This window comes from Pseudomonas sp. NPDC089534, from assembly GCF_044749305.1.
Classification (GTDB): domain Bacteria; phylum Pseudomonadota; class Gammaproteobacteria; order Pseudomonadales; family Pseudomonadaceae; genus Aquipseudomonas; species Aquipseudomonas ekonensis.
The window spans coordinates 1-26,502 of the sequence record NZ_JBIVHR010000054.1 but is presented as its reverse complement, the minus strand read 5'-3'; the positions used below and the strand labels follow the sequence as shown (position 1 = coordinate 26,502).

24 protein-coding genes are annotated in these 26,502 nt (G+C 65.5%); 12 read left to right on the top strand and 12 right to left on the bottom strand.

The features are described 5' to 3' along the window. Window positions 1–62: 62 nt before the first annotated feature. The gene (gene zapE / locus ACIP0B_RS17405; protein WP_400834161.1) at window positions 63–1,193 is read right to left on the bottom strand and encodes a cell division protein ZapE; all 1,131 of its coding nucleotides are present in this window, start codon (window positions 1,191–1,193) and stop codon (window positions 63–65) included. A gap of 317 nt (window positions 1,194–1,510) precedes the next feature. Between zapE and ACIP0B_RS17400 the strand changes: the two genes are divergently transcribed. From ACIP0B_RS17400 to ACIP0B_RS17370, 7 genes are all read left to right on the top strand, one after another. Further along, window positions 1,511–2,011, top strand: coding sequence for a spore coat U domain-containing protein (locus tag ACIP0B_RS17400; RefSeq protein WP_400834199.1), 501 nt, complete (start codon window positions 1,511–1,513; stop codon window positions 2,009–2,011). A gap of 118 nt (window positions 2,012–2,129) precedes the next feature. Next, window positions 2,130–2,663 carry a spore coat U domain-containing protein gene (locus tag ACIP0B_RS17395; protein ID WP_400834158.1) on the top strand — a complete coding sequence of 178 codons (534 nt, stop codon included), beginning with the start codon at window positions 2,130–2,132 and terminating at the stop codon, window positions 2,661–2,663. Window positions 2,664–2,682: 19 nt separating this feature from the next. Continuing rightward, window positions 2,683–3,219, top strand: coding sequence for a spore coat U domain-containing protein (locus ACIP0B_RS17390; RefSeq protein WP_400834155.1), 537 nt, complete (start codon window positions 2,683–2,685; stop codon window positions 3,217–3,219). 3 nt (window positions 3,220–3,222) lie between these two features. Beyond that, entirely contained in the window at window positions 3,223–3,723 is a 501-nt protein-coding gene (locus tag ACIP0B_RS17385; protein WP_400834152.1) for a spore coat U domain-containing protein, read from the top strand. A 34-nt stretch (window positions 3,724–3,757) separates the two neighbouring features. Further along, on the top strand, window positions 3,758–4,546 hold the full coding sequence (locus ACIP0B_RS17380) for a molecular chaperone (RefSeq protein ID WP_400834149.1): 789 nt from the start codon (window positions 3,758–3,760) through the stop codon (window positions 4,544–4,546). Window positions 4,547–4,633: 87 nt separating this feature from the next. After that, a complete protein-coding gene (locus tag ACIP0B_RS17375) occupies window positions 4,634–6,991 on the top strand; it encodes a fimbria/pilus outer membrane usher protein (protein WP_400834146.1) in 2,358 nt (785 codons plus the stop codon). Next, on the top strand, window positions 6,988–7,959 hold the full coding sequence (locus ACIP0B_RS17370; protein ID WP_400834143.1) for a spore coat protein U domain-containing protein: 972 nt from the start codon (window positions 6,988–6,990) through the stop codon (window positions 7,957–7,959). The genes ACIP0B_RS17375 and ACIP0B_RS17370 overlap by 4 nt, the downstream gene beginning before the upstream one ends. Window positions 7,960–8,138: 179 nt before the next feature. Here ACIP0B_RS17370 and ACIP0B_RS17365 read toward each other — a convergent pair whose 3' ends face one another. Beyond that, window positions 8,139–8,891: an anti-sigma factor family protein gene (locus tag ACIP0B_RS17365; protein WP_400834141.1), complete on the bottom strand. Its 753-nt coding sequence runs from the start codon at window positions 8,889–8,891 to the stop codon at window positions 8,139–8,141. Continuing rightward, the gene (locus ACIP0B_RS17360) at window positions 8,888–9,394 is read right to left on the bottom strand and encodes an RNA polymerase sigma factor (RefSeq protein WP_400834138.1); all 507 of its coding nucleotides are present in this window, start codon (window positions 9,392–9,394) and stop codon (window positions 8,888–8,890) included. Before ACIP0B_RS17360 ends, ACIP0B_RS17365 begins: the two co-directional genes overlap by 4 nt. Before the next feature lie 157 nt (window positions 9,395–9,551). Between ACIP0B_RS17360 and ACIP0B_RS17355 the strand changes: the two genes are divergently transcribed. Next, entirely contained in the window at window positions 9,552–10,670 is a 1,119-nt protein-coding gene (locus ACIP0B_RS17355; RefSeq protein ID WP_400834135.1) for a catalase family peroxidase, read from the top strand. Continuing rightward, window positions 10,667–11,212: a cytochrome b gene (locus ACIP0B_RS17350; RefSeq protein ID WP_400834132.1), complete on the top strand. Its 546-nt coding sequence runs from the start codon at window positions 10,667–10,669 to the stop codon at window positions 11,210–11,212. The genes ACIP0B_RS17355 and ACIP0B_RS17350 overlap by 4 nt, the downstream gene beginning before the upstream one ends. Window positions 11,213–11,281: 69 nt before the next feature. On the opposite strand, the gene ACIP0B_RS17345 is transcribed toward ACIP0B_RS17350, so the two are convergent. Both ACIP0B_RS17345 and ACIP0B_RS17340 read right to left on the bottom strand, forming a co-directional pair. After that, window positions 11,282–12,433 carry a M14-type cytosolic carboxypeptidase gene (locus ACIP0B_RS17345; RefSeq protein WP_400834129.1) on the bottom strand — a complete coding sequence of 384 codons (1,152 nt, stop codon included), beginning with the start codon at window positions 12,431–12,433 and terminating at the stop codon, window positions 11,282–11,284. A 481-nt stretch (window positions 12,434–12,914) separates the two neighbouring features. Next, a complete protein-coding gene (locus ACIP0B_RS17340; protein WP_400834126.1) occupies window positions 12,915–13,253 on the bottom strand; it encodes a DUF6124 family protein in 339 nt (112 codons plus the stop codon). Window positions 13,254–13,382: 129 nt separating this feature from the next. Between ACIP0B_RS17340 and ACIP0B_RS17335 the strand changes: the two genes are divergently transcribed. After that, window positions 13,383–14,039 (top strand): LexA family protein, encoded by a 657-nt coding sequence (locus ACIP0B_RS17335; protein WP_400834123.1) that lies wholly within the window; start codon window positions 13,383–13,385, stop codon window positions 14,037–14,039. Window positions 14,040–14,078: 39 nt separating this feature from the next. Here ACIP0B_RS17335 and ACIP0B_RS17330 read toward each other — a convergent pair whose 3' ends face one another. From ACIP0B_RS17330 to ACIP0B_RS17315, 4 genes are read right to left on the bottom strand one after another with little or no spacing between them, the layout of a single operon-like run. Next, window positions 14,079–16,028, bottom strand: coding sequence for an acetyl/propionyl/methylcrotonyl-CoA carboxylase subunit alpha (locus ACIP0B_RS17330; RefSeq protein ID WP_400834121.1), 1,950 nt, complete (start codon window positions 16,026–16,028; stop codon window positions 14,079–14,081). Continuing rightward, window positions 16,028–16,843, bottom strand: a complete 816-nt coding sequence (locus tag ACIP0B_RS17325) for a gamma-carboxygeranoyl-CoA hydratase (protein WP_400834118.1) — start codon at window positions 16,841–16,843, stop codon at window positions 16,028–16,030. The genes ACIP0B_RS17330 and ACIP0B_RS17325 overlap by 1 nt, the downstream gene beginning before the upstream one ends. 13 nt (window positions 16,844–16,856) lie before the next feature. Continuing rightward, on the bottom strand, window positions 16,857–18,464 hold the full coding sequence (locus ACIP0B_RS17320; RefSeq protein ID WP_400834115.1) for a carboxyl transferase domain-containing protein: 1,608 nt from the start codon (window positions 18,462–18,464) through the stop codon (window positions 16,857–16,859). Window positions 18,465–18,476: 12 nt separating this feature from the next. Then, on the bottom strand, window positions 18,477–19,640 hold the full coding sequence (locus ACIP0B_RS17315) for an isovaleryl-CoA dehydrogenase (protein WP_400834112.1): 1,164 nt from the start codon (window positions 19,638–19,640) through the stop codon (window positions 18,477–18,479). Window positions 19,641–19,957: 317 nt separating this feature from the next. Between ACIP0B_RS17315 and ACIP0B_RS17310 the strand changes: the two genes are divergently transcribed. Then, window positions 19,958–21,655, top strand: coding sequence for an AMP-binding protein (locus tag ACIP0B_RS17310; RefSeq protein ID WP_400834109.1), 1,698 nt, complete (start codon window positions 19,958–19,960; stop codon window positions 21,653–21,655). Window positions 21,656–22,292: 637 nt separating this feature from the next. On the opposite strand, the gene ACIP0B_RS17305 is transcribed toward ACIP0B_RS17310, so the two are convergent. From ACIP0B_RS17305 to ACIP0B_RS17295, 3 genes are all read right to left on the bottom strand, one after another. Continuing rightward, a complete protein-coding gene (locus tag ACIP0B_RS17305; RefSeq protein WP_400834106.1) occupies window positions 22,293–23,192 on the bottom strand; it encodes a hydroxymethylglutaryl-CoA lyase in 900 nt (299 codons plus the stop codon). A 146-nt stretch (window positions 23,193–23,338) separates the two neighbouring features. Further along, window positions 23,339–23,740, bottom strand: a complete 402-nt coding sequence (locus ACIP0B_RS17300; protein ID WP_085579717.1) for a MerR family DNA-binding transcriptional regulator — start codon at window positions 23,738–23,740, stop codon at window positions 23,339–23,341. 186 nt (window positions 23,741–23,926) lie between these two features. Continuing rightward, entirely contained in the window at window positions 23,927–24,856 is a 930-nt protein-coding gene (locus tag ACIP0B_RS17295; RefSeq protein ID WP_085579719.1) for a LysR family transcriptional regulator, read from the bottom strand. Window positions 24,857–25,015: 159 nt separating this feature from the next. Between ACIP0B_RS17295 and ACIP0B_RS17290 the strand changes: the two genes are divergently transcribed. Further along, complete coding sequence (locus ACIP0B_RS17290; protein WP_400834101.1) at window positions 25,016–26,245, top strand: acyl-CoA dehydrogenase; 1,230 nt, start codon at window positions 25,016–25,018, stop codon at window positions 26,243–26,245. Window positions 26,246–26,502 lie beyond the last annotated feature (257 nt).

Sequence of the window (26,502 nt, the reverse complement as noted above, 5' to 3'; positions counted from 1 at the left end):
CGATGCCGGATGTGCCGCCGTCTTCGCGGGCACGTCCGCTCACACAAGGGAATCTGCGGCGCTCAGGCGGGCTCGTGCACTTCCGACAGTTGCCCGAGCCGGCTGCGGGTGCGGGCCAGGTCGATGGCATGGCCGCCGAGGCTTTCGCGCAGGGGCAAGCGCCCCAGCAGCGTCAGGTGCTTGTCCTGGTCGTAGAGCACGTCGATCAGGTTGATGAAGCGCTGCTGGGCCGCGATGGAGCATTCGCCCAGCTCCGGCAGGTCGTCGATGATCCAGTGGTCGAAGCGCCGGCACAGTTCCAGGTAGTCCATGACCGCCGTGGGCTGCTCGCACAGGTCGCTGAAGGTGAAACCGACCCGGCGCTGCTCGCACAGCCGTGCCCGGAGCTGCCGGGCGCCCACGGCCAACGGCTGTGACGGGGCATCGCGCTGCGGCAGGTTCAGGCGTTCGCGTTGCGCAGGGGTGGCCGGCCAGACGTAATGGCCCTGGGTGAACACCTGATGCGCATGCTGACGCGCCTGGCTGCGGTAATCGTGGGGGCCGCCGACTTCCATGACCTGCATGCGCGCATTGATCAGGTCGATCACCGGCTTGAACCGGACGTGGTACAGCGGGTTGGGCAGCAGGCCTTCGGGCGGGTAGTTGGAGGTCACCAGCAGGACGGTTCCGCGCTCGAACAGCGCTTTGAACAAACGGGTGATGAGCATCGCGTCGCCGATGTCGTGCACATGGAACTCGTCGAAGCACACCACCTGGCAGCCTGACAGCAGTTCGTCCAGGGTCGTGGCCAGGGCATCGTCCTGCGCGCGGTGCCGGAACATGCCTTGGTGCAGTTGCGCAAAGAACTCATGGAAATGCAGGCGCCGCTTGCGTTCGATCGGCAGTGCCTGGAAAAAGCCGTCGAGCAGCCAGCTCTTGCCGCGCCCCACGGCGCCGTGCAGGTAAAGGCTGGGCGGGGTCTGGGCGGTCGTGCCGAGCAGCAGGCCCGCTTGCCGGGCCATGCAGTCGATGACCCGCTGCTGGCTGTGACTGAGGGTGTAGCCCTGGCCATGGGCCTTGTGCCGGAAGTAGTCGCGGATCGCCTGGGCGCCGGCGCAATGACCGGCGCCGGCAAGGGCGCCCTTGCCGAACAGGCGACGCAATGCCGACCAGCGGTGGCTCAGGCGCGGGCGTTCGGGCGGTTGGGCGGACACAGTGGGGGTTACTCCGTCGTCAGGCCGGCTCCCCGAGCGCGGCGGCGTAGTGTAACCAGACGGGTAGTTTTCCTTCCACCACGCTTTATCGGCCTGGCGGCCGAAGTTGGACAGCATTGTGCGGCAGGTACAGTTTTTTGGCGCCGTACCTGCCGGCCGTTCGTCAACCTTTCGAAACAAATCCCGGCAGGTCGCTGGATCCAATCGACTGGCGGAATCGTCGTCCATTGCTAACCTCAAACACAGCTGCGGCAGACACGCTGTCGCGTACAGGGATCGGGGCCGTGAAGGACGCTTTGAAAGCGGCATTGAAAACAATGGTGGTCTGGGCACTGACGACCCCGCTGCATGCCGCCGACCTGCAGGTCGAAGTGCGGGTCGATGTGCAACGCGGGTGCCTGTTGACCGGCCAGCAACGCGATGCGGGCATCGGGCAACTGGGTGTGCTGGATTTCGGCAGCACCGCCCGCCTGGACGACCCGGCGGGGCCGCTGGGTGCCGCGCTCGCCAACCAGCGCCTGCCGCGCCTGGAGTGCAACCCGGACACACCCTATCAGATCCGCGTCGACGGCGGCCTGCATGGCGGTGTCGGCGAAGTGCGCTACATGGCCGCGACTGCGGGCGGCAAACCCATTCCCTATCGCCTGTACCGGGATGCCGCACGGCAGGTGCCGTTGGCGGTGAATGTCCCGCTCAGTGGGAGGGTGCCGGACAGCGGCACGGTGGAGCTGCCGTTGTATGCGCGGATTGACCGGCTGGCGCAGGTGCCGCGGGTCAGCCGCTACTCGGATCTGGTCAAGGTGACGGTCACCTGGTAGGTGGCCGTCCGGCAACAGGACAACCGGTAAAGAGCCCGCCGGATGCGGGTGCGAAGGGAAGGGCGTTCAAGGTCGGACGCCGTGATGGAAACCTCCTGAAGGAGTAGGGACACGCGCAATGACAAGCAAGCACTGGCTGGCAGTTGCCGCAGGCGGGTTGCTGTTGCTCACCGAGGATGCCCAGGCGGTGATCGGCGGGCAGATCCACGCACGGCTGGTTCTGATCGCCGGCTGCGAAGTGACCAACGTTTCCGGTCCCGCCAGCCCGGCGGACAGCTTCGGCTCGCTGGACTTCGGCCGCCAGGGGCCGACCTGGAGTGCGCCGCTCAAGGCCAGCATCGACCAGCAGGGCAGCGGCAGGCTCAATGTCGCCTGCAACCCTTCGGTCACCGGCTTCACGGTGACCATCGACGGCGGCGCCCACGGCGACGGCAACACCCGGCGCCTGAGCAACGGCCGCCAGACCATTCCCTATCAATTGTTCCTCGATGCTTCGGGCCACCAGAGCTACAGCATCGGGCAGCAACACAATTTCGCTGTCACCAGCGCTGCGCAGATACCCATCCCGGTGTTTGGTTCGGTGGTGGCGAACACCCGTGCGCTGCCTGCCGGTGTCTATACCGACACCCTGACGGTGACGCTCGACTGGTAAACCGTAGAGGAAGGACACCATGCGTACGTTTGCATCAAGGATAGGTCTGTCGCTGCTCGGCCTGACGCTGGCCTCCAGCGCCGGCGCGGCCACCACGGTCACCGGCCAGATCACCTCCAGCCTGATCCTGACCAGCAGTTGTCAGGTGAACGGTGCCGGCGGCTCGACCGGCCTGAACTTCGGCGCCCTGAACTTCGGCACCGCCAACAGCCTGTTCACCACCGCCAGCGGGCAAGTGCTGGGCGGTGGCGGGGGGGCGCTGTCGATCCTCTGCTCGGCCGGCACCACGCCGGTGGTCAAGGTGCGCGCCGGCGCCCACGACGGGCAGTCGGCGGGCGGGACGCGGGCGCTGTACGACGGTGTCGCCAACTATGTGCCCTACGATCTGTACACCGACGCGGGGCATTCGCAGCTGCTGGCCATCGACGGCACCATCAACCTCGCCGCCAGCACCGGCGTGGCACAGACCGTGAACATCTACGGCCAGGCGGTGGGCAAGGCCGGGCTGCCGGCGGGCACCTACACCGACACCATTTCCGTTGAACTGACGTTCTAGCCCATGGGCCGGCATGGCTGGGCGGCGCTTGTCCTGCTGTGCGCAGGCGGCCTGCCGTTGCCGCTGGCGGCGGTGACCAGCCAGAGCTTCCAGGTCAGCGCCACGGTGACGGCAGGCTGCCTGGTGGTGGGCGGGGTGTCTAACTACGGGGCCTTGAACTTCGGTTCGAGTTCGGCCCTGGCCACCGGCACGGTGCAGGTGGCGCTGACGGGGGGCGTGCAGTTGCAATGCACGCCGGGGGTGACGCTGAACATGACCGTCGACGGCGGCCTGTACAGCAGCGGCGGACGCAACATGCAACTCAACAGCGGCAGCGCGCGGGTGGCCTACACGTTGTTTCGCGATGCCGCCTACAGCCAGAGCCTGGGCATCGGCCAAAGCGTGGCGGTGGCCTACAGCGATGCCGACAACATCAGCCTGCCGATCTACGGGCGGGTGCAATTGCCGGGCAATCAGCCCGCAGGGACGTACAGCGATGTGCTGCAGGTGCAGCTGTCGTGGTGAGGCGAGGTTCGGACGGTCGACAAGGAGCGGTTACATGGGGGCATTCACGTCACGGCACCGGCTTTGGGCGGGGGGGATGTCGGCGTTGGCGTTGGTTGCGGCGCTCAAGGCGCAGGCGGCCAGTTCGGTTTTGATCTGGCCGATCGACCCGGTGCTGGAGGCCGATCAGCAGGCCAGTGCGTTGTGGCTGGAGAATCGCGGCGATGAGGTCGCCACCCTGCAGATCCGCGTGTTCGGCTGGAGCCAGAGCGGATTCGAGGAACAGTACCGCAATCAGCGGGAGGTGATCGGCAGCCCGCCGGTGGCGAAGATCGAGCCGGGGCAAAAGCAACTGGTGCGCCTGACCCGCACCCGTGACGTGCCGCCGGGGCAGGAGCTGGCTTACCGGATCATCATCGATGAAATCCCGTCGGCCCGGCCGCCGGCCGCCGAAGAAGGCAAGACCGCTGCGGCGATCCGTTTTCAGATGCGTTATTCGGTGCCGCTGTTCGCTTACGGTGCCGGGTTGTGGAGCAAGGAGGACAGCACCCGCCAGCGTGACCCCAAAGGTATCGGCATGCCGCAACTGAGCTGGCGCACGGTGGCGGTGGACGGCCGGCCCTATGTGGAGGTGCGCAACCAAGGGGCGGTGCATGCGCGCCTGACCGATGTCGCCCTCCGTCAGGGCGGCCAGAGCAAGCCGTTGGCCGAAGGGCTCCTGGGCTATGTGTTGCCCGGCGCCGTGATGCGCTGGCCGGCGCCGGGGCCGCTGGCGGGGGAGCCGGCGCTGCAGGTGCGGGTCAACGGCGCGGCGCAGGTGCAGAGCATCGCCCCGGCGCAATAGCGAGCGCCCTCGCCACGATGAGTGAATACCGTTACGGGACGTAGCGGCATCAGGAGGAACCAGTCCATTGATGGACGTGAAGCGCGAATGAGTCCGGGATGGGCTCGCCGTATCCGGCGTCCGTTGTGGCTCATGACCGGCGCCTGCTGCCTGGTGTTCATCGATCCGGCCGGGGCCGGCGAACTGCCGCCGCCGCCCAGCGGCATGGAGGCCGTGAGTGATGCACAGCTGTTTCTGGATCTGGTGGTCAACCGGATGAACACCGGTCGGGTGGTGGGGGTCGAGCAGCGTGGCGGGCGTTTGTACGTGCCGGCCGCGACGTTGCGCGAGACCGGCATGAGGCTGCCGGAAGGCCTGGGGGCCGAAGTCGACCTCGACGGCTTGCCGGGGCTGCACAGCGATTACGACAGCGCCAGCCAGCGGCTGTCGCTCGACGTGCCGCCGGACTGGCTGCCGGAGCAGTTCATCGGCAACCGCCAGGTGTATCCGCGCACCCCGGCGCTGAGCAGTTTCGGTGCGCTGTTCAACTACGACCTGTACCTCAACGATACCGATGACGCCGGCACCTACCTGGCGGCGTGGAACGAGGTGCGGGTGTTCGACAGCTGGGGCACGCTGTCCAACACGGGGCAGTACCGGCGCACGCTGTCGGGCGATGCGGTCAGCACGCTGGACAACGGCTACCTGCGCTACGACACCACCTGGCGCTATTCCGACGACGACCGGATGCTGACCTACGAGGCCGGCGACGTGGTCAGCGGCGCCTTGCCCTGGAGCAGTTCCGTGCGGCTTGGCGGCGTTCAGTTCTCCCGTGATTTCGCCGTGCGCCCGGATCTTGTGACCTACCCGCTGCCGCAGTTCGCCGGCGAAGCGGCGGTGCCGTCGTCGGTGGACCTGTTCATCAACGGCTTCAAGTCCAGCAGCGCCGAGCTGCAGCCGGGGCCGTACACCCTGACCAACGTCCCGTTCATCAACGGCGCGGGCGAGGCTGTGGTGGTGACCACCGATGCGCTGGGCCGCCAGGTGTCGACCACCGTGCCGTTCTATGTGACCAGCAGCCTGCTGCAAAAGGGCCTGAGCGATTTTTCGGTGTCCGCCGGCACCCTGCGCCGCGATTACGGCCTGAAGGACTTCAGCTACGGGCCGGGCGTGACCTCGGGCAGCCTGCGCTATGGCGTCAGCGACCTGTTCACGTTGGAGAGCCATGCCGAGGCCGCCGAAGAGCTGGCGCTGGGCGGCCTCGGCGGTAACTTGCGGCTGGGGAACTTCGGGGTGCTCAACACGGCGGTCAGCCAAAGCCGTTTCGACGGCGACACGGGCCAGCAATTCAGTCTGGGTTACCAGTACAGCGGCCAACGCTACAGCTTTTCCTGGCAACGGCTGCAACGGCGCGACCGCTACGCCGACCTGACGGTGGTCGACAGCCCCTACACCAGCCTGAGCCGGCGCAGCGAACAGGCGACCCTGAGCGTCAACCTGGAGCGTTGGGGCAGCCTCGGCGCCGGGTACTTCGACATCCGCGCGGCGGACGACACACGCACCCGGTTGCTCAACCTGACCTGGAGCAAGCCGTTGTGGCGCAACAGCAGTTTCTATCTGTCGGCCAACCGCGAGATCGGCGACAGCAATTGGGCGGTGCAGGCGCAACTGGTGATCCCGTTCGATCTGTACGGCAGCCTGGCGGTGAGCAGCGAGCGCAGCAAGACCGGGCAGTCGCAGCAGCGGGTCAACTACAGCCGTGCCGTGCCGATCGAAGGCGGCGTGGGCTTCAACCTCGGCTACGCCAAGGGCGACGGCGCCGACTACCGGCAGGCGGACCTGACCTGGCGCCTGCAGTCGGTGCAGCTGCAGGCCGGCGTGTACGGCACGTCCGAGGTCGAAACCCGTTGGGCCGATGCCAGCGGTTCGCTGGTGTGGATGGACCATCAAGTGTTCGCCGCCAACCGCATCGACGATGCGTTCGTGGTGGTCAGCACCGACGGCTTCGCCGACATTCCGGTGCGCTACGAAAACCAGCAGGTCGGCCGCACCGACCGCAACGGTCACTTGCTGGTGCCCTGGAGCAGCGCCTATTACCGCGGCAAGTACGAAATCGACCCGCTGAACCTGCCGGCCAACGTGCGCAGCCCGAACGTCGAGCAACGCATCGCCGTGCGCCGGGGCAGCGGTTATCTGCTGGAGTTTGCGCTTGACCGGGTGGTCGCCGCGAGCGTCGTGCTGGTGGACGCGCAGCAGCGCGAACTGCCGCTGGGCAGCGGTGTGCTGCATGAGCAGAGCGGCGCCCGTACGGTGGTCGGTTGGGACGGGCTGGTGTACCTGGAGAATCTGGCGGCAGAGAACTCGCTGCAAGTGACGCTGGCGGACGGCAAGGCCTGCCGTGTGCGGTTCAGCGTGGACATGAATCAGGAACAGGTGCCGTTGATCGGCCCGCTGGTGTGCCAATGAGCGGCGCGCGGATCGGCCTGTGGCTGGCGCTGATGCTGCCGGGCATGGCCCATGCCCTGTGTTCGGTGGTCAGCACCACGCCGGTGGCGTTCGGCACGGTCAGTTCGATCGCGGTGCGCACCACCTCGCAGCCGGGCTCCACGTTGAACGGTGGTCTGAGCTGCACCGGATCCCTGCTGTCGCTGCTGGCCAGCAACGACCACTTCTGGGCCACGGTCACCTCGACCCAGAGCGGCCTGCTCGGGCCCACCGGCGATGTCATCGGCTACACGATCTACGCCAACAACAGCACCAGTTACCCGCTGACCCGCGGAACCGCCTACGATTTCGCCCGCAACGGCATCATCGACGCCCTCGGCCTGCTCAACGGGACGACACCCAAGACCGTGCCGTTGTATTTCGGCACCACGATCGGCAGCAATGTCGCGGCGGGGACATACAGCGAAACCCTGAGCATCTTCTGGAACTGGAACTACTGCTCCGGCATCGGCATCGGCGGCCTCTGCCTGGGGCGCGACATCGCCAGCGGCACCACGACGCTGACGGTGAACCTCACCGTGGCCAACGACTGCACCATCACCGCGCCGAACATCGCCTTCGGCAGCGCGCCGGTGGTCAGCGCCTTCGCCGCGGTGACCGGGCAGACCATCAACCTGGCCTGCACCAAGGGCAGCGCCTACACCGTGGGCCTGAGCGACGGGCAGAACCCGGTCAGCGTCGGCGGACGGCGGCGGATGGTCTCCAGCGGCAACTACCTGGCCTACGACATTTTCAAGAGCGCCGGCACCACCCGCTGGGGCAGCGTCGGCGCCGCCCGCCGGGCCAGCAGCGATGCCGAGGTCAACCCCGGCAACGGGCTGGGCACCGGCAGCCAGGTCTTCAACTACAACGCGAAGATCTACACCGACCAGACCACGCCGCCGGCCGGGACCTATCTGGACAACGTGGTGCTGGATGTGGGGTTCTGAGGCGGGGGATTCTGTGGGGGCTGGCCGGCGATGGGGCAGGTGCTGCGGTGTCGGCCTGATCGCCAGCAGGCTGGCTCCCACAGGATTTGCGGTGATCTGCCATTTCCTCAGACACCACCGATCCCTGTGGGAGCCAGCCTGCTGGCGATGGCGCCGGTCAAGACGCCGCCGGGCTCGGCTCAGAAGGGCAGCGACTGCTTGAGCAACGGTGCCGCCGGGGTGTCGGTCGGGCTGACCATCGCGTAGTTGTAGCCGCCGCCGGACCAGTAGTCGGCCCGCAGGTCTCCGTCGTCGCGGCTGCCGCGGGGCAGGAAGGTGTTTTTCGGGCCTGGCGGACGCAGGTAGAAGCTCACCTTGTGACCGCTGCCGTCCTCGTACATCACCATCGCCGCCGGGCCTTCGTCGGTACTGAGCAAGCGGCCGCTGACCGGCCGGAAACCGGCCGCCGACAGATCAGGCAGGCGATTGGCCCGGGTGAAGTAGCGGTCGAGCCATTGCTGCATGCCGCCGTCGCCGGCCACGGTGTAGTCCGCCGGCAGCAGGCCTTGCTGGGCGATCAGGCGATAGGCCTGCAAGGCGTCGGTCATGGGGGCGGGCACGTAGGCGAGGGTCATTTGCCGGGCCTGCCAGCCGCCGAAGCCGCCTACACCCACGGCGAGCATTAAGACGGCGGCACTGGCCCAGCGGCGCTGGGCGTTGCGCTTGAGCCGCTGGCGGACGGCCAACGGATCGAGCTGCGCATTGGCCGGTTGCCGCAGCGCGCCGCTCAGGGCCGCCCGCAGGTGCTGGGCATCCGTTTGCCAGGCGCGGACTTGTGCGGCTTCGTCCGGATGGCTGGCGAGCCAGGTTTCCATCTGTTGCCGGTCGGCGTCGCTGAGCTGGCGGTCGACATAAGCGTGAAGGTCACGCTCGCTGGGGGGCAGACTGATCATTTGAGTATCCGCAGGGAAGGGCTGCTGATTTCGCCGTCGCTGAGCTGGCGCAAGGCCTGGCGGGCGCGGGACAGGCGTGACATCACGGTGCCGATGGGGACGTCGAGGACTTCGGCGGCCTCCTTGTAGCTCAAGCCCTCCACCGACACCATCAGCAGCAGGGCGCGCTGCTCGGCGGGCAGGCGGTCGAAGGCCTGCAGGGTGGAGCGGGCGATCACCGTGCGCTCCACCGAAGGTTCGGCGTCGTCGCGGCCGGTGAAGAATTCGAGCATGCGGGCATAGCGCCGCGAACGCCGGTGGGCATCGAGAAACTGACGGTAGAGGATCGCGAACAGCCAGGCGCGCAGGTCGCCGTCCGGGCGCTTGTCCCGCCAGCCCGACAGGGCCCGCTCCAGGCTGGCCTGCACCAGGTCGTCGGCGCTGCTGGCGTTGTGCGTCAACGACAGGGCGAAACGTCGCAATCGGGGAATGATTTCTCGCAGTTGTTCGTCGATGTCACTCATGAAGTTTGGCTAGTCGCTACGCTGTGGACTAGGGAGACGCCCGGGACTGGAGGTTATTCCACGCCCGGAAAAATAAAAACCGGGTCGTGGAATAAATCCCGACGGGGTGCGTCTTGCTGATTCTTCCTACTCGTGGCCGCTGGCCCTGGAGCCTTTCATGGTTGATCGCAACTCGCCGGACCGCTCACCCGACATTTCACCACCCGGCGTGCCGCAACGTGCGCCGTTGGGGGCCGCAAGCCTGCTGGTGCGCTTGACCGGCATCGCCGTGGTGGTCGCCGCCGTGGCCGGGGCGTTTGCCTACGTGCACGGCAGCTTCGACCCGCAGCGCCTGACGCCCAAGGCGTTGGTCGATGTGCTGGAGAAGAACAACGGCACCCATCCTGGCTTTCGTCGCAACCACGCCAAGGGCGTATGCGTGATCGGACATTTCGAAAGCAGCGGCGAAGCGCGGGCGTTCTCCGCCGCGCAGGTGTTCAACGAACCGGTCACGCCTGTGGTCGGACGTTTCGCGCTGCCGGCGGGCAGCCCCTATGCGCCGGACGGCAGTGTGCCGATCCGCAGCCTGGCCCTGCGTTTCAAGCAGGCCAACGGTCAGCAATGGCGCACCGGGATGAACAGCATGCCGGTGTTCCCGGTGGGCACGCCCGAGGCGTTCTACCAGTTGCTGCAGGCGCAGTCGCCGGATCCGGCGACCGGCAAGCCTGACCCTTCGAAAGTGCCGGCATTCTTTGCCGCCCACCCGGAAACGGTGCCGTTCCTGACCTGGGTGAAGACGGCCAAGCCGTCGGCCAGCTATGCCACGGAAACCTACAACAGCGTCAACGCGTTCTACCTGGTCGATGCCGGCGGGAAGAAACAGGCGGTGCGCTGGAGCATGGCGCCGCAGGCCCAGGACGCCGCCGGCGCCTCCGCTCCGGAGGGGGCGGACTTTCTGGAGAAGGATCTGGTGCAGCGCCTGGCCGCCGGGCCGTTGCGCTTTCAATTGAACATCACGCTGGCCGACCCGGCCGACCCGGTGAACGACGCGAGCAAGGCCTGGCCCGCCGGCCGCAAGGTGTTGAACGCCGGCACGCTGGTGCTGGAGAAGACGCAGCCGCAACTGAGCGGCGAATGCCGTGACATCAACTACGACCCGTTGGTGCTGCCCGCCGGCATCGAAGGTTCCGACGATCCGCTGCTGGCCGCCCGCTCGGCCGGCTACGCCGATTCCTACCTGCGCCGCACCAGCGAAGTCAGCCAATTGCCCGCCACCCGACAGGAGGCTCGTCCATGAGCAAGCAACCGACCCATTTCGCGTTTCTGGCGCGGCTGCTGCACTGGCTGATGGCGCTGATGATCATCGCAATGCTGTTCATCGGCGCGGGCATGGTCGCTTCGGTGTCGCAGCGGCATGAGTGGCTGATCCATCTGCACAAGCCGTTGGGCATCGCGATTCTGGCGTTGGCGGTGGTGCGGCTCTTGGTGCGGTTCTCGACCCGCCAGCCACCGTTGCCGGAAGACCTGCCGGGCTGGCAGGTGATGGCGGCCAAGGCGTCCCATGTCCTGCTGTACGGACTGATGCTGGTGTTGCCGCTGTTGGGCTGGGCGATGATCAGCGCCGCGGGCGATCCGGTGATGCTGGGCCGCTCGCTGCAACTGCCTTCGATCCTGCCGGCCGATGCGCAGGTGTTCGCGCTGTTGCGCAAGGCCCACGGCTATCTGGCTTACCTGTTGTTCCTGACGGTGCTGGTGCATCTGGCGGCCGCGCTCTTTCACGGCTGGGTGCGCCGCGACGGCGTGCTCGACAGCATGCTGCGTGGACGCGGGCGCGGTTGAGCGCAAGCGGCAGAAAGCAAAAGATCGCAGACAGGCTGCGATCTTTTTTTTGGCGCAAGGGGAGGGGGCTCAGCGCAGGCCGTCGACGATCCCGGCGATGGCGGTCAGCACGTCCTTGCCCAGTTGCTTGGAGCGCTTGCCCGACCAGCCGGTGAGGGCGTTCGGGTTGTCGTCGTGATCCTTGAACGGCATTTCCAGGGTCTGCGCCAGGCAGTCGAAACGCTGGCCTACGCTGTTGCACGCCAGGGTCATGTTGGCCTGGCCCGGTTCGTCGCGGGTGTAGCCGTACTTGGTCTGGAAGTCTTTGGTGGTGCGCTTGAGGTGACTGCGGAAGTCCTCCTCCAGCTTTTCCAGGCGCGGCGTGAAGCCGGGGTTGCCTTCGCAGCCGGCGGTGAACACGTGCGGGATTTCCTCGTCGCCGTGGATGTCGAGGAACAGGTCGACGCCATGCTTTTCCATCTGGTGCTGCACGAACAGGACTTCCGGGCTGATTTCCTGACTGGCGTTCTGCCAGGCGCGGTTCAGGTCCTGGCCCATGGCGTTGGTGCGCAGGTGACCATGGAACGCCCCGTCGGGGTTCATGTTCGGCACCAGGTACAGATCGGCCTTGGCCAGCAGTTCGTTCAATACCGGATCGTCATGGCGCTCCAGACGCTCGATCACGCCTTCCATGAACCATTCGGCCATGTGCTCGCCGGGGTGCTGCTGGGCGATGATCCAGATCTTGCGCCGGCCTTCGCCGCCGTTTCCCTTGCGCAGCAACTGGATGTCGCGGCCTTCGACGCTCTTGCCGGTGGCCAGCAGTTCGGTACCGGCCTTGGTCAGGGCCTGGTCGATCAGCCAGTCGTGACGACCGCGGCTGTAGGGTTCGAAGTAGGCGAACCAGGCGTGGGTCTGCTCGGCTTCGAGGCAGAAGCGCAAGCTGTCGCCTTCGAATTGGGTGGGAATGCGGAACCAGTTGACGTGGTCGTAGGAAGCGACCGCCTGATAGCCGGTCCAGGCCTTGTTGTAGGAGGATTGGCTGGCGTTGACCAGGCGGAACCAGTGCTCCTGGTGGACGTGCAGGCCGCTGGCCTTGAAATGGAACCACTGGAAATGGGCGCTGCGGGTGTCCGGACGGATCGCCAGAACCGGATTGAGCGGGTTGCTGATGTCGATAACCTGGATGTTGCCGCTGTCGAAGTTGGCGCTGATGTCGAACGAGGATTTGGCCACGGTCATAATCGGTTCCTGAATATGATTCTTATGGCGGCTACTTTACACGTAAGACTGGGGTGAGACCGAGGGAAATTGCGGGGTCTGCGGGTGGGGGCGTCCTCCATGACGCGCAGGCAGCTTAGTGGCTGTGCGATTGATTCTCAAGTGCTAAATGTCTTTGTTTAAGCCCGGTGGAGCCGGGTTCGGCTTGCTAATCGATGTTCTTTTGATATTATCCGCGCCATCGAATTAGCAGCACCCAAAGACTTCATTAGCCTGAAGCCACAAGCCAGAAAACTGGCAAAAAAAAGACCCGGCAAAAAGCCGGGTCAAAAACCGTGATTAGCCTGATGAGGAGATAGTCCAGAAGACCGACCTAAGGTCTCTGGCCCATCGACTGATCTCGCGACCAGCTGCGTCCAATAATAATCATTATCATTTGCAAGTCAAATGATTTTATCTGCGCGATCGGAAATTTCTTTCCTGTCCGTCCGGACGCCGTTCCTCAGCGACCTTCGCCATCGAGCGAGTGATCGACCATCGCCCGCGCCATGTCCACCATGTGAACCACCGAAAACGCCAGATCCCGGCTCATGCCCTGCAATCCTTCCGTGGCCTTGATCGCCGTGGCGGCCGCACAGCGCAAGAGGTCGGACGCGTGCACCAGGGATTCCTCAGTGCTGAGGTTGCGGTTGACGCCGAAAAAACGATCCTCGGTGTCCGGCTCCGACACAGTCGGTTTCAAGTAGTAGTCCAATGCGCGTTGCGCAGCGGCACACCCTTGAGGTGAAGTGAGCGTGGTGTCGATCTGCAGATCGGGCAGGTCTTTGCTGGTGATGTTCATGGTGCGAGGTCACTCCCTGTTCGTTTCGAATCCGTGGATCCAGCATAATACCTCGCGTATTTGTGACCAGAATTTAAATACTACAATATGTGTTTTGCCGGCCGAAGGCGTCCACGTATGGTGCCGCACATGGATAAATGGATTGAATTGGTCAAGGCCAAAATGAGTGAGCTCAAGGTCACTCAAGTCGAACTCGGAGAGCGCGTCGGCATGTCCCAGGGCGGTATCGGCCATTGGCTGAACAAGCGTCGGGAGCCGGGCGTCAACGAGATGAACAGGGTGCTCAAGGCGCTGGGAATGGAGTTTCTCGAAGTGGCGCTGGTGATCCGCGAACCGCAACCGGACGCCGACGGTGAAATGCCGCTGGCGCAAAAGTACAACCCTTACTTCCGCTATCCCGTCAATGACTGGCAGGAGCCGATGCAGGTGCGCGAAGCGGGGCCCGCGTATGCCGGCGTCCAGGACGAACGCCGCTTCGAGCTGACGGACTACCACGCTTGCGGCGCTGCGTTCTGGCTGAAGGTGTCAGGGGACTCGATGACGGCGCCCAGCGGGCCGAGCATTGCCGAAGGCATGCTGATCCTGGTGGACCCTGCCCTGGAGGCGGTGCCCGGTAAATTGGTGATCGCCCAGTGGTCGGACAGCGACGAAGCGATCTTCCGCAAACTGATCGAAGAGGGCGGCCAGCGTTACCTGCTGCCGCTCAATCCGACTTGGCCGAAGGCCCTGTTCACTGACGAGTGCCGAATCATCGGGGTCGTGGTTCAGGCAACGGTCAGGTTCTAGTCGGATCGATCCTCGCAAGGCGTAGGATCGATCCTCATTTCACGCCTCCTCCAACTCGACCAGCGCGCTGCCTTCGCCGACCATCTCGCCTTCCTGGCAATACAGCGCCTTGATCACGCCGGCGTGGGGCGCGCGGATGCTGTGCTCCATCTTCATCGCCTCCAGCACCACCAGTTGAGCGCCGGCCTCGACCGTTTGCCCGGCCTCGACCAGCACGCGCACGATGCTGCCGTTCATGGGCGCGGTCAGGCCGCCGTGATGGCTGTGACTGGCCTCGACGGCGCTGATCGGGTCGTAGGTTTCGATATGCCGCAGTTCACCGTCCCACTGCAGATACAGCGCATTCCCACGCCGAATTGCCCGGTGCTGACGGCGCAGGCCGTCGCGCTCGATCGACAGCTGTTCACCGGTCAGCCTGGCGTCGCCAGCGGCGCCGAGGGTCAATGCCCGATCCTGCCCCTCGCAGCTCAAGTGCAAAGTGATCTCCTGCGGCAAGCCCGCCCGCAGACCGCTGTGCAAGGCCCACGGTGATGCCGGGTCATCCGCCCGTGCCGCGCCCGGCAGGCTTTGCGCGAATGCCTGCGCCGCCGCGCTCCAGAACGCGTCGCTCAACGGGCAAGGCGCCGGCAGCAGTTGTTCCTGGTAGCGCGGAATGAACCCGGTATCCAGCTCCGCCGCCGCGAAGGCCGGATGAGCGATGATCCGCCGCAGGAAACCGATGTTGGTCTTCAGGCCACCGATGGCGAACTCATCGAGCATGCTCAGCAAGCGCAGCCGCGCCTGTTCACGGTCTTCGCCCCAGGCGATCAGCTTGCCCAGCATCGGGTCGTAGAACGGCGAAATCTCGTCGCCTTCCTCGACGCCGCTGTCCACGCGGCGCCCCGGCCCTTCAGCCGATTCGCGGTACAGCGCCAGTCGACCGGTGGCCGGCAGGAAGTCGTTGGCAGGGTCTTCCGCGTACAGCCGCACTTCAATGGCATGGCCGTTCAGCGGTACCTGGTCCTGGGTGATCGGCAGCGCTTCGCCCCGCGCGACGCGGATCTGCCAGGCCACCAGGTCCAGCCCGGTGATGGCTTCGGTGACCGGGTGCTCCACCTGCAGCCGGGTGTTCATTTCCATGAAGAAGAACTCGCCGCGGGCATCCAGCAGGAACTCCACCGTGCCCGCGCCGACATAGCCGATGGCCTTCGCCGAACGCACCGCCGCTTCACCCATGGCCCGGCGCAGCTCGGGGCTCAGGCCTGGAGCGGGGGCTTCTTCGACGACTTTCTGGTGCCGGCGCTGGATCGAGCAGTCGCGCTCGTTCAGGTACAGGCAGTTGCCGTGGCGGTCGGCGAACACCTGGATTTCCACGTGACGCGGCTTGAGCAGGTACTTCTCCACTAGCATCCGCGAGTCGCCGAACGACGATTGCGCCTCACGCTGGGCCGAGGCCAGGGCTTCGGCCAACTGGCTGACGTCCTCGACCACTTTCATGCCTTTGCCGCCGCCGCCGGCCGTGGCCTTGAGCAGCACCGGATAGCCGATGCGCCCGCAGGCCTCGCGGAAGGTGTCCAGGTCCTGCGCCTCGCCGTGATAGCCCGGCACCAGCGGCACGCCGGCGGTTTCCATCAAGGCCTTGGCGGCGGACTTGCTGCCCATGGCGTCGATGGCGGCGGCGGGCGGGCCGAGGAAAATCAGGCCGGCGTCTTCGATGGCGCGGGCGAACCCGGCGTTCTCCGAAAGGAATCCGTAGCCGGGATGAATCGCCTGGGCGCCGCTGGCCTTGGCCGCCGCGATCAGTTTGTCGATCTGCAGGTAGCTGTCGGCCGCCTTGCTGCCGCCCAGGTCGACGCGGATGTCCGCTTCCCGGCTGTGCCGGGCTTCGCGGTCGGTGGCGCTGTGCACGGCGACGGTGGTCAGGCCCAGGGCCTTGGCGGTGCGCATGACCCGGCAAGCGATCTCGCCGCGGTTGGCCACCAGCAGGGTGGTGAGAACAGGTGCGCTCATCAACGCGGCTCCTTGGTGGTGGTTGCGGCTTGCCAGCTCGGTGGACGTTTCTGCAGAAAGGCGCGCAAGCCTTCCTGACCCTCAGGGCTGACACGGATGCGGGCGATGGCGTTTTCGGTGTAGCGGCGCAGGGCCGGCGTCAGCGCGCCGTTGCCTACCTCGCGCAGCAGATCCTTGCTGGCGCGCAGGGCGGCGGGGCTGTTGAGCAGCAGGTTGTCGACCCACTGTCCGACCTTTTGCTCAAGCTCGCCGGCCGGGTAACTCTCGGACAGCAGACCGATCTCCCGGGCCCGCTGGCCGCCGAAGCGTTCGGCGGTCAGGGCGTAGCGCCGCGCCGCACGCTCGCCGATGGCTTGCACCACGAACGGGCTGATCACCGCCGGGGCCAGGCCGATGCGCACTTCGGACAGGCAGAACTGCGCGTCGTCGGCGCCGATGGCCATGTCGCAGCAACTGATCAGGCCCAGCGCGCCGCCGAACGCCGCGCCTTGCACGACGGCCAGCGTCGGGATCTTCAGCTTGGCGAGGTTGTACATCAGCTCCGCCAGTTCCCGGGCGTCGTCGAGGTTGGTGTGGTAATCCAGTTCGGCCGATTGCTGCATCCAGGCCAGATCCGCCCCGGCGCTGAAATGTTTGCCGCGGCCGCGCACCAGCAGAAAACGCAGGCTGGCGTCGCTGGTGATCTTGTCGAGTGCCAGGATCAGCTCGCGGATCATTTCGGCGTTGAACGCGTTGTTCTTCTCTTCGCGGCTGAGCCACAGGGTCGCGAAACCCCGCGGGTCGCTCTGCAGTTCGAGGGTGTTGAAGTCGCTCATGAGGTTCTCCCGATCACATCCGGAACACGCCGAAGCGGCTCGGTTCGATAGGCGCGTTCAGCGACGCGGACAAGGCCAGGGCCAGCACGTCGCGGGTCTGCGCCGGGTCGATGACGCCGTCGTCCCACAACCGTGCGCTGGAGTAGTAGGGGTGGCCTTGCTCTTCATACTGGTCGAGGATCGGCTGCTTGATCTCCGCTTCCTGCTCGGCGCTGAAGCCCTGGCCGCTGCGTTCGGCCTGCTCGCGCTTGACCTGCACCAGCACGCCGGCGGCCTGTTCGGCGCCCATCACGCCGATCCGCGCGTTCGGCCACATCCACAGGAAACGCGGGTCGTAGGCCCGGCCGCACATGCCGTAGTTGCCGGCGCCGAAGCTGCCGCCGATGATCACGGTGAACTTCGGCACCTTGGCGCAGGCTACGGCAGTCACCAGTTTGGCGCCGTGCTTGGCGATGCCGCCGGCCTCGTACTTCTGGCCGACCATGAACCCGGTGATGTTCTGCAGGAACAGCAGCGGAATGCCGCGCTGGCAGGCCAGTTCGATGAAGTGCGCGCCTTTCTGCGCGGCCTCGGCGAACAGGATGCCGTTGTTGGCCAGGATCGCGATCGGGTAGCCGTGCAGGTGAGCGAAACCGCACACCAGCGTGGTGCCGAACAGGGCCTTGAATTCATCGAACACCGAGCCGTCGACCAGGCGCGCAATGACTTCGCGCACATCGAACGGCTGCTTGGCGTCGGCGGACACCACGCCGTACAACTCGTCGCTGCCGTAGAGCGGGGCGATCGGCGCGCGTTGCTGCACCTCGCCGAGCTTGCGCCAGTTGAGGTTGGCCACGCTGCGGCGGGCGAGGGCGAGGGCGTGTTCGTCGCTTTCGGCGTAGTGGTCGGCCACCCCGGAGACCTTGCAGTGCACATCGGCCCCGCCCAGTTCTTCGGCGCTGACCACTTCACCGGTGGCGGCCTTCACCAGCGGCGGGCCGGCGAGGAAGATGGTCGCCTGCTGGCGCACCATGATCGCTTCGTCCGCCATCGCCGGCACATAGGCGCCGCCGGCGGTGCATGAGCCCATGACCACGGCGATCTGCGGAATGCCCATGGCGCTCATGTTGGCCTGGTTGAAGAAGATCCGCCCGAAGTGTTCGCGGTCCGGGAACACCTCGTCCTGGCGCGGCAGGTTGGCGCCGCCGGAGTCCACCAGGTAGATGCACGGCAGACGGTTCTGTTGGGCGATGGCCTGGGCGCGCAGGTGTTTCTTCACGGTCAGCGGGTAGTACGAGCCGCCTTTCACCGTGGCGTCGTTGGCGACGATCATGCATTCGACGCCTTCGACCCGGCCGATCCCGGCGATCACCCCGGCGGCGGGCACGTCTTCGCCGTACACCGCGTGGGCGGCCAGTTGGCTGATCTCAAGGAAGGGCGAGCCCGGATCGAGCAAGCGGTTGATCCGCTCGCGCGGCAGCAGCTTGCCGCGCGAGGTGTGGCGTTCCTGGGCTTTCGCGCCGCCGCCCTGGGCCACTTGGGCCAGCAGGGTGTGCAGGGCGTCCACCTGCTTGAGCATCGCCGCGCTGTTGGCGGCGAACTCCGCTGAACGGGGATTGAGCTGGGTATGCAGGATTGCCATGGACAGCTCCGTTTAGCGGGTTTCGTTGAACAGTTCGCGACCGATCAGCATGCGGCGGATCTCACTGGTGCCGGCGCCGATTTCGTACAGCTTGGCGTCACGCAGCAGGCGGCCCGCCGGGAATTCGTTGATGTAGCCGTTGCCGCCGAGGATCTGGATCGCGTCCAGTGCCATCTGCGTGGCGCGTTCGGCGGTGTAGAGGATCACCCCGGCGGCGTCCTTGCGGGTGGTCTCGTTGCGCTCGCAGGCCTGGGCCACGGCGTAGAGGTAGGCGCGGCTGGCGTTGAGCTGGGTGTACATGTCGGCGACCTTGCCCTGGATCAGCTGGAACTCGCCGATGCTCTGGCCGAACTGCTTGCGGTCGTGGATGTACGGCACGATCAAGTCCATGCACGCCTGCATGATCCCGGTCGGGCCGCCGGAGAGCACGACGCGCTCGTAGTCGAGGCCGCTCATCAGCACCTTCACGCCGCCGTTGAGCACGCCGAGGATGTTCTCTTCCGGCACTTCGACGTCATCGAAGAACAGCTCGCAGGTGTTGGAGCCGCGCATGCCGAGCTTGTCGAACTTGTTGCTGCGGCTGAAGCCTTTCCAGTCGCGCTCGACGATGAAGGCGGTGATGCCGTGGGGACCCTTTTCCAGGTCGGTCTTGGCGTAGATCACATAGGTGTTGGCGTCGGGGCCGTTGGTGATCCAGGTCTTGCTGCCGTTGAGGACGAAGCGGTCGCCGCGCTTGTCGGCGCGCAGTTTCATCGAGACCACGTCGGAGCCGGCGTTCGGTTCGCTCATGGCCAGGGCGCCGACGTGTTCGCCGCTGATCAGTTTGGGCAGGTATTTGCTCTTCTGTTCGTGGTTGCCGTTGCGGTTGATCTGGTTGACGCAGAGGTTGGAATGGGCGCCGTAGGACAGCGCCACCGACGCCGAGCCGCGGCTGATCTCTTCCATGGCCACCACGTGCGCCAGGTAACCCAGGCCGGCGCCGCCGTACTCTTCCGGCACGGTGATGCCGAGCAGGCCCATGTCGCCGAACTTGCGCCACATGTCGGCGGGGAACAGGTTGTCGCTGTCGATCTGGGCGGCGCGCGGGGCGAGCTGGTCAGCGACGAAGGACTGAACCTGATCGCGCAGCATGTCGATGGTTTCACCGAGGGCAAAGTTCAGGGTTGGATAGCTCATGGGTCACCTTTTGGCTTTTTTGTCGGGTGGGGAGGGCGGCGGATCGGCTCTCACCTTTACGTTAACGTAAGCCTGTGACGAATGGCTGTCAATCACCCTTTACGTTAACGTCAACTTGAGCGAGAGTAGGGCCAGTTCTGAAAGACCGGCGTCGCTCTTTGTGGTGAGGGAGCTTGCTCCCGCCCGAGCGCGAAGCGGTCGCAAAATCGCAGGCTGTGCGGTGCGTCTGGCATCGCTGGCCTGCTGGTTTAGCGACTGCTGCGCAAGCCTCTCGCCACCAGCGCCACGCTCCTACAAAAAAGACAATAGGGGTCGTCATGGATCAACCCAGTGCAAACCCGCAGCGCAGCTACACCCGCGGTTCCCAGGACAAAGCCTTGCTGGCGATGACCATCGGTCAGAAGTTCGACGAAACCGTCGCGCATCACCCGGACGGCGAGGCGCTGGTGGTGCGCCATCAGCAGCGGCGCTACACCTGGCGGCAACTGGCCGATGAGGTGGATCTGCATGCCAGGGCCCTGCTGGCGCTGGGGCTTGAGGCCGGCGACCGGCTCGGCATCTGGGCGCCGAACTGCGCGCAGTGGTGCATCACCCAGTTCGCCACGGCGAAGATCGGTGTGATCCTGGTCAACATCAACCCGGCTTACCGCAGCAGCGAACTGGAATACGTGCTCAAGCAATCCGGCTGCCAATGGCTGGTGTGCGCCGGCGCGTTCAAGAGCTCCGACTACCACGGCATGCTGCAAGGCCTGCTGCCGGAGCTGGCCGAACAGTCCATCGGCCAGTTGCGCAGCGAACGCCTGCCGGACCTGCGCGGGCTGATCAGCCTGGATGCGCAGCCGCCGTCGGGGTTCCTGCCGTGGTCGCAACTGGCGGACCTGGCCGGCGGGGTCACGGCGCAGCAACTGCGCGAGCGCGGCGACAGCCTGCACTTCGACCAGCCGGTGAACATCCAGTACACCTCCGGCACCACCGGTTTCCCCAAGGGCGCGACCCTCAGTCACTACAACATCCTCAACAACGGCTACATGGTCGGCGAAAGCCTGGGCCTGACCGCCGCCGACCGGCTGGTGATCCCGGTGCCGCTGTACCACTGCTTCGGCATGGTCATGGGCAACCTCGGTTGCGTCACCCACGCCAGCACGATGATCTACCCCAACGATGCGTTCGACCCGCTGCTGACGCTGAGCACCGCCGCCGAAGAGAAAGCCACGGCGCTGTACGGCGTGCCGACCATGTTCATCGCCATGCTCGATCAGCCGCAGCGCACGGAGCTCGACCTGTCGGCCCTGCGCACCGGGATCATGGCCGGCGCCACCTGCCCGATCGAAGTGATGCGCCGGGTGATCAGCGACCTGCACATGAGCGAGGTGCAGATCGCCTACGGCATGACCGAGACCAGTCCGGTGTCGTTGCAGACCGGGCCCTCGGACGAACTGGAGCTGCGCGTCACCACCGTCGGCCGCACCCAGCCGCAGCTCGAAAGCAAGATCATCGACGAGGCGGGCAACCCGGTGCCGCGCGGCACCATCGGCGAACTGTGCACCCGTGGCTACAGCGTGATGCTCGGCTACTGGAACAACCCGCAGGCGACCGCCGAAGCCATCGATTCCGCCGGCTGGATGCACACCGGCGACCTGGCCAGCATGAACGACGAAGGCTACGTGTGTATCGCCGGGCGCAACAAGGACATGATCATCCGCGGCGGCGAGAACATTTACCCCCGCGAGCTCGAAGAGTTTTTCTTCACCCATCCGGCGGTGGCGGACGTGCAGGTCATCGGCATTCCGTGTTCGCGCTACGGCGAGGAAATCGTCGCCTGGATCAAGTTCCACCCCGGCCACAGCGCCACCGAGCAGGAGCTGCAGGCGTGGTGCAAGGAACGCATCGCCCACTTCAAGACGCCGCGTTACTTCCGGTTCGTCGAGGAGTTCCCGATGACGGTGACGGGCAAGATCCAGAAGTTCCGCATGCGCGAGATCAGCATCGAGGAGTTGCGCGAGAGGCAGGGCTGACGCCATCGCCGGCAGGCTGGCTCCCACAGGCGTTGTTTCGCGCATCGCCGTGTGGGAGCGCGGGGATCGGTCGTCGGGGGTGTTTTCAGGATCGCAGACAGCACAAAGGGGAGCCGAAGCTCCCCTTTAATTTTGTCGTCGCGTGCTCTTTTTTATTATTGAGGGGCGGTCTGTTGTTGTTTTTGGTGACCGTGGCCCTTTGCTGCGTTTTTTGGCGATCCCCATCCGGGATCAAGAGCAAACGTATTTTTTTGAGCGCTGATCTGCTTTCTCGCCAAGCGATCCAACCGATACGGGAGCTACCTGAAGGTAGTTTTATTGTTCTCTGCCCGGTTGCGGGTCACTCCGAAGAGCACCCTGAAAAGCACACCTTCTCCAAAAAAATCTGTTAGCTGCGTCTCTGCCGTGTTGTTTTTGTTATGTCAGAGTCGTTTCGTCTTGTTTTTATTGGTTTGCCACTTTTTTATTCTTGTTATGCCATAGAGATAGCAGTTGCCGTGCCAACTTTTAAAAATACTTTAAATTCAATGATTTAGATTTTTTGAAGGATTTTTCCCTCAGGCAAAGCCAGACAATTTGTTTCCGTGTTACTCGCTCGTGCCCGCATTCCGGGCCGCAGCGGTAACACCGTGGCCCCTCACTGTGCGCTGCGGGCCTTGGCCACGCGCGAACCGGTCGGGCGGCCCAGCACGGCACTGATCTGCAGGCCCGCGGCAATCAAGGCGTCCAGGTCGATGCCGGTCTCGATGCCCAGGCCGTTGAGCAGGTACACCACGTCTTCGGTGGCGACGTTACCGCTGGCGCCCTTGGCGTAGGGGCAGCCGCCGAGGCCGGCGATGGAACTGTCGAACACGTTGATGCCTTCGAGCAGGCTGGCGTAGATGTTGGCCATGGCCTGGCCGTAGGTGTCATGGAAGTGGCCGGCGAGCTTCTCCCGCGGCACCTGGGCGGACACCACCTCGAACAGCCTGCGGGTCGCGCCCGCCGTGCCGGTGCCGATGGTGTCGCCGAGGGAGACTTCGTAGCAGCCCATCGCGTACAGCTCACGGGCGACCGCCGCGACCTGCTCCGGTGCCACCGCGCCCTCATAGGGGCAGCCCAGCACGCAGGACACGTAACCGCGCACGGTCACGCCATGCTGTTTGGCCGACTCCATGACCGGTGCGAACCGCGCCAGGCTTTCGCTGATCGAGCAATTGATGTTGCGCTGGGAGAAAGCTTCGGACGCGGCGGCGAACACCGCGACTTCCTTGACCCCGGCCGCCACGGCGTCCTCGAAGCCGCGCAGGTTCGGCGCCAACGCGCCGTAGGTCACGCCCGGCGTGCGCCGGATCTGGGCGAACACCTCGGCGGAGCCGGCCATCTGCGGCACCCACTTGGGCGACACGAAACTGCCGACTTCTATATAGCCAAGGCCGGCGGCGCTGAGCGCGTCGACCAGTTGCACCTTATCGGCGACGCTAATGGGCTGGGCTTCGTTCTGCAGGCCATCGCGCGGGCCGACTTCGATCAGGCGTACTTGGGAGGGGAGGGACATGGCGTTGACCTGTTGGTTGTGTCTGGCGTCTACGAGAGTCCTTGTAGGCGCCAGCCTGCTGGCGATTGCGGTGGTTCAGCCACGTCAATGTCGCCTGACGCACCGCCATCGCCAGCAGGCTGGCTCCTACAGGGGATAGGATGGGGCTATTGAACGGCCTGCTGACTCTTGAGCGTCTGCTCCAGCGCCTGCACGCAGCGTTCCTCGGCGGTGTCGAGTTCCAGCTTCATCTGTTCGATGTCCAGCAGTTGCTGCTCGAGCTGCGCGCGGCGTTCGCTGATTTTCGCCAGCATGCTGTTGAGCTGTTTGGTGTTGCCGCTGGAGGGATCGTAAAGCTCGATCAGTTCGCGGCATTCGGCCAGGGAGAATCCGATGCGCTTGCCGCGCAGGATCAGTTTCAGGCTGACCTTGTCGCGCGGCGAGTAGATGCGTTCCTGGCCTCGACGCTCGGGGCTGAGCAGGCCTTGCTCTTCATAGAAGCGGATCGCCCGGGTGGTGATGTCCAGCTCGCGGGCGAGGTCGGAGATGCTGTAGGTCTGGCTGCTCATGGAAGCGCTCGAAAAGGGGTACTTGGCGCTAAGCTAATGGCAGGTTGACGTATACGTCAAGGGGCGGTTCGTGCGGTGTCTTTCCCGGCCCCATCGCCAGCAGGCTGGCTCCCACAGCCATGTGCGCAACACAGGCCCATGTGGGAGCCAGCCTGCTGGCGATGAACGATGACGCGCAGAAAAGCCCTACACGCTGTCCAGCTTCTTCTCCTGCGCCGTCACCTGCTGGCACAGCTCGATCATCTGCTCGCGCATCCAGCGGTTGGCCGGATCCTGGTCGGTGCTTTCGTGCCAGTACAGGTGGGTCTCCACTGGCGGCACATCGTTGACCGGCAGGTTGAACGTCAGCAGGTCATGGCGGCGGGCGAAGCGCTCCGGGACGGTCATGACCATGTCGGTCTGCTGCAGAACCTGGGATGCCATCAGGTAATGCTGGGAACGCAGGGCGATCTTGCGCTGGATGCCCATCTTGCCCAGCGCCAGGTCCACATAGCCCAGCCCGTTGCGGCGGCTGGAGATGTGGATGTGGGTCAGCCCCAGGTAGTCGTCGAGGGTGACCTTTTCCTTGCCCGCCAGCGGGTGGCCCTTGCGCATGGCGCACACGTAACGGTCCTCCATCAGCTTGACGTGGCGCACCTGCGGGTCGGTGTTGAGCGGGGCGTCGACGGCGAAGTCCAGGCGTCCGGCCGCCAGTTCCTTGGTGGTTTCCCGGCGCTTGGACAAGAAGCTCTCGATGACCACCGTCGGCGCCAGGCGCCGCAGGCGCTGGAACAGCGGCGGCAGGATCACGGCCTCTGTGAGGTCGGTCATGCTGATGCGGTAGGTCTTGACGGCCTGGGCCGGGTTGAAGATCCGGCTTTCCTGCACCGACACCCGCAGCAGCGAGAGCGCGTTGCGCACCGGGCCGATGATGTTCTGCGCCATGGGCGTGGGCACCATGCCCTGGGCGGTGCGCACGAAGAGCGGGTCGTTGAAGGTCTCGCGCAGGCGGGCCAGGGCGTTGGACACCGCCGGCTGAGTGATGCCGACGATCTGCCCGGCGCGGGTCAGGTTCGCTTCGGTGTAGATCGCGTCGAAGACGATGAAAAGGTTGAGGTCGACCTTGCTCAGATTCATTGCGCGGCTTCTCTTGTTATGTAGATGGCCCGGAAAATCAACCGATCATATATCGGTGATGAATGTTTATACATGCCGAGAATAGGCTAGGTAAATTATCAGCGCTGTTCTAGCATCGAATGCATGATCTGAACAACCTCTCACCAAAAGGTAGTGCCCATGGATTTCGCTTATTCGCCCAAGGTTCAGGAACTGCGTGAGCGCGTGACCGCGTTCATGGACACTTACGTTTACCCCGCCGAAGCCGTGTTCGAGCGCCAGGTGGCCGAAGGCGACCGCTGGCAGCCGACGGCGATCATGGAAGAGCTCAAGGCCAAGGCCCGGGCCGAAGGCCTGTGGAACCTGTTCCTGCCGGAATCGGAACTGGGCGCCGGCCTGACCAACCTCGAATACGCGCCGCTGGCGGAGATCATGGGCCGTTCGCTGCTGGGCCCCGAGCCCTTCAACTGCTCGGCGCCGGACACCGGCAACATGGAAGTGCTGGTGCGCTACGCCAACGAAGAGCAGAAACGGCGCTGGCTCGAACCGCTGCTGCGCGGCGAGATCCGCTCGGCGTTCGCCATGACCGAACCGGACGTCGCGTCCTCCGACGCCACCAACATGGCCGCCCGGGCCGTGCGCGACGGCGACGAGTGGGTGATCAACGGCAAGAAGTGGTGGACCTCCGGCGCCTGCGACCCGCGCTGCAAGATCCTGATCTTCATGGGCCTGAGCAACCCGGATGCGCCGCGTCACGCCCAGCACTCGATGATTCTGGTGCCGGTGGACACCCCTGGCGTGAAGATCGTCCGTCCGCTGCCGGTGTTCGGTTACGACGACGCGCCCCACGGCCATGCCGAGGTGCTGTTCGACAATGTGCGGGTGCCCTACGAAAACGTGCTGCTGGGCGAAGGGCGCGGCTTCGAGATCGCCCAGGGCCGTCTCGGCCCGGGCCGGATCCACCACTGCATGCGTTCGATCGGCATGGCCGAACGCGCGCTGGAACTGATGTGCAAACGCTCGGTGAGCCGCACCGCGTTCGGCAAGCCGCTGGCGCGCCTGGGCGGCAACGTCGACAAGATCGCCGACTCGCGCATGGAGATCGACATGGCTCGCCTGCTGACGCTGAAGGCGGCGTACATGATGGACACCGTCGGCAACAAGGTGGCCAAGAGCGAGATCGCGCAGATCAAGGTCGTGGCGCCGAACGTCGCGCTGCGGGTGATCGACCGGGCGATCCAGATCCACGGCGGGGCCGGGGTGTCGAACGACTTCCCGCTGGCCTACATGTACGCGATGCAGCGCACCCTGCGCCTGGCCGACGGCCCGGACGAAGTGCACCGCGCGGCCATCGGCAAGTTCGAGATCGGCAAGTACGTGCCCAAGGAGATGCTGCGCAGCGAGCGCTGAGCCTGCGCTTCGTTGTGGGGGGGGGGCCCCCCCCCCCCCCCCCCCCCCCCCGGGGCCCCCCCCCCCCCCCCCCCCCCCCCCCCCCGCCCCCCCCCCCCCCCCCCCCCCCCCCCCCCACCCCCCCCCCCCCCCCCCCCGCCCCCCCCCCCCCCCCCCCCCCCCCCCCCCCGGGGGGGGGCCCCCCCCCCCCCCCCCCCCCCCCCCCCCCCACCCCCCCCCAAACCACCACACCACCCAAAAACCACACAACACCCACA

Coding starts and splice junctions, on each gene's coding strand:
- ACIP0B_RS17400 (WP_400834199.1), top strand. CDS start 1,511: ATGGTGGTCTGGGCACTGACGACCCCGCTGCATGCCGCCGACCTGCAG.
- ACIP0B_RS17395 (WP_400834158.1), top strand. CDS start 2,130: ATGACAAGCAAGCACTGGCTGGCAGTTGCCGCAGGCGGGTTGCTGTTG.
- ACIP0B_RS17390 (WP_400834155.1), top strand. CDS start 2,683: ATGCGTACGTTTGCATCAAGGATAGGTCTGTCGCTGCTCGGCCTGACG.
- ACIP0B_RS17385 (WP_400834152.1), top strand. CDS start 3,223: ATGGGCCGGCATGGCTGGGCGGCGCTTGTCCTGCTGTGCGCAGGCGGC.
- ACIP0B_RS17380 (WP_400834149.1), top strand. CDS start 3,758: ATGGGGGCATTCACGTCACGGCACCGGCTTTGGGCGGGGGGGATGTCG.
- ACIP0B_RS17375 (WP_400834146.1), top strand. CDS start 4,634: ATGAGTCCGGGATGGGCTCGCCGTATCCGGCGTCCGTTGTGGCTCATG.
- ACIP0B_RS17370 (WP_400834143.1), top strand. CDS start 6,988: ATGAGCGGCGCGCGGATCGGCCTGTGGCTGGCGCTGATGCTGCCGGGC.
- ACIP0B_RS17365 (WP_400834141.1), bottom strand. CDS start 8,891: ATGATCAGTCTGCCCCCCAGCGAGCGTGACCTTCACGCTTATGTCGAC.
- ACIP0B_RS17360 (WP_400834138.1), bottom strand. CDS start 9,394: ATGAGTGACATCGACGAACAACTGCGAGAAATCATTCCCCGATTGCGA.
- ACIP0B_RS17355 (WP_400834135.1), top strand. CDS start 9,552: ATGGTTGATCGCAACTCGCCGGACCGCTCACCCGACATTTCACCACCC.
- ACIP0B_RS17350 (WP_400834132.1), top strand. CDS start 10,667: ATGAGCAAGCAACCGACCCATTTCGCGTTTCTGGCGCGGCTGCTGCAC.
- ACIP0B_RS17345 (WP_400834129.1), bottom strand. CDS start 12,433: ATGACCGTGGCCAAATCCTCGTTCGACATCAGCGCCAACTTCGACAGC.
- ACIP0B_RS17340 (WP_400834126.1), bottom strand. CDS start 13,253: ATGAACATCACCAGCAAAGACCTGCCCGATCTGCAGATCGACACCACG.
- ACIP0B_RS17335 (WP_400834123.1), top strand. CDS start 13,383: ATGGATAAATGGATTGAATTGGTCAAGGCCAAAATGAGTGAGCTCAAG.
- ACIP0B_RS17330 (WP_400834121.1), bottom strand. CDS start 16,028: ATGAGCGCACCTGTTCTCACCACCCTGCTGGTGGCCAACCGCGGCGAG.
- ACIP0B_RS17325 (WP_400834118.1), bottom strand. CDS start 16,843: ATGAGCGACTTCAACACCCTCGAACTGCAGAGCGACCCGCGGGGTTTC.
- ACIP0B_RS17320 (WP_400834115.1), bottom strand. CDS start 18,464: ATGGCAATCCTGCATACCCAGCTCAATCCCCGTTCAGCGGAGTTCGCC.
- ACIP0B_RS17315 (WP_400834112.1), bottom strand. CDS start 19,640: ATGAGCTATCCAACCCTGAACTTTGCCCTCGGTGAAACCATCGACATG.
- ACIP0B_RS17310 (WP_400834109.1), top strand. CDS start 19,958: ATGGATCAACCCAGTGCAAACCCGCAGCGCAGCTACACCCGCGGTTCC.
- ACIP0B_RS17305 (WP_400834106.1), bottom strand. CDS start 23,192: ATGTCCCTCCCCTCCCAAGTACGCCTGATCGAAGTCGGCCCGCGCGAT.
- ACIP0B_RS17300 (WP_085579717.1), bottom strand. CDS start 23,740: ATGAGCAGCCAGACCTACAGCATCTCCGACCTCGCCCGCGAGCTGGAC.
- ACIP0B_RS17295 (WP_085579719.1), bottom strand. CDS start 24,856: ATGAATCTGAGCAAGGTCGACCTCAACCTTTTCATCGTCTTCGACGCG.
- ACIP0B_RS17290 (WP_400834101.1), top strand. CDS start 25,016: ATGGATTTCGCTTATTCGCCCAAGGTTCAGGAACTGCGTGAGCGCGTG.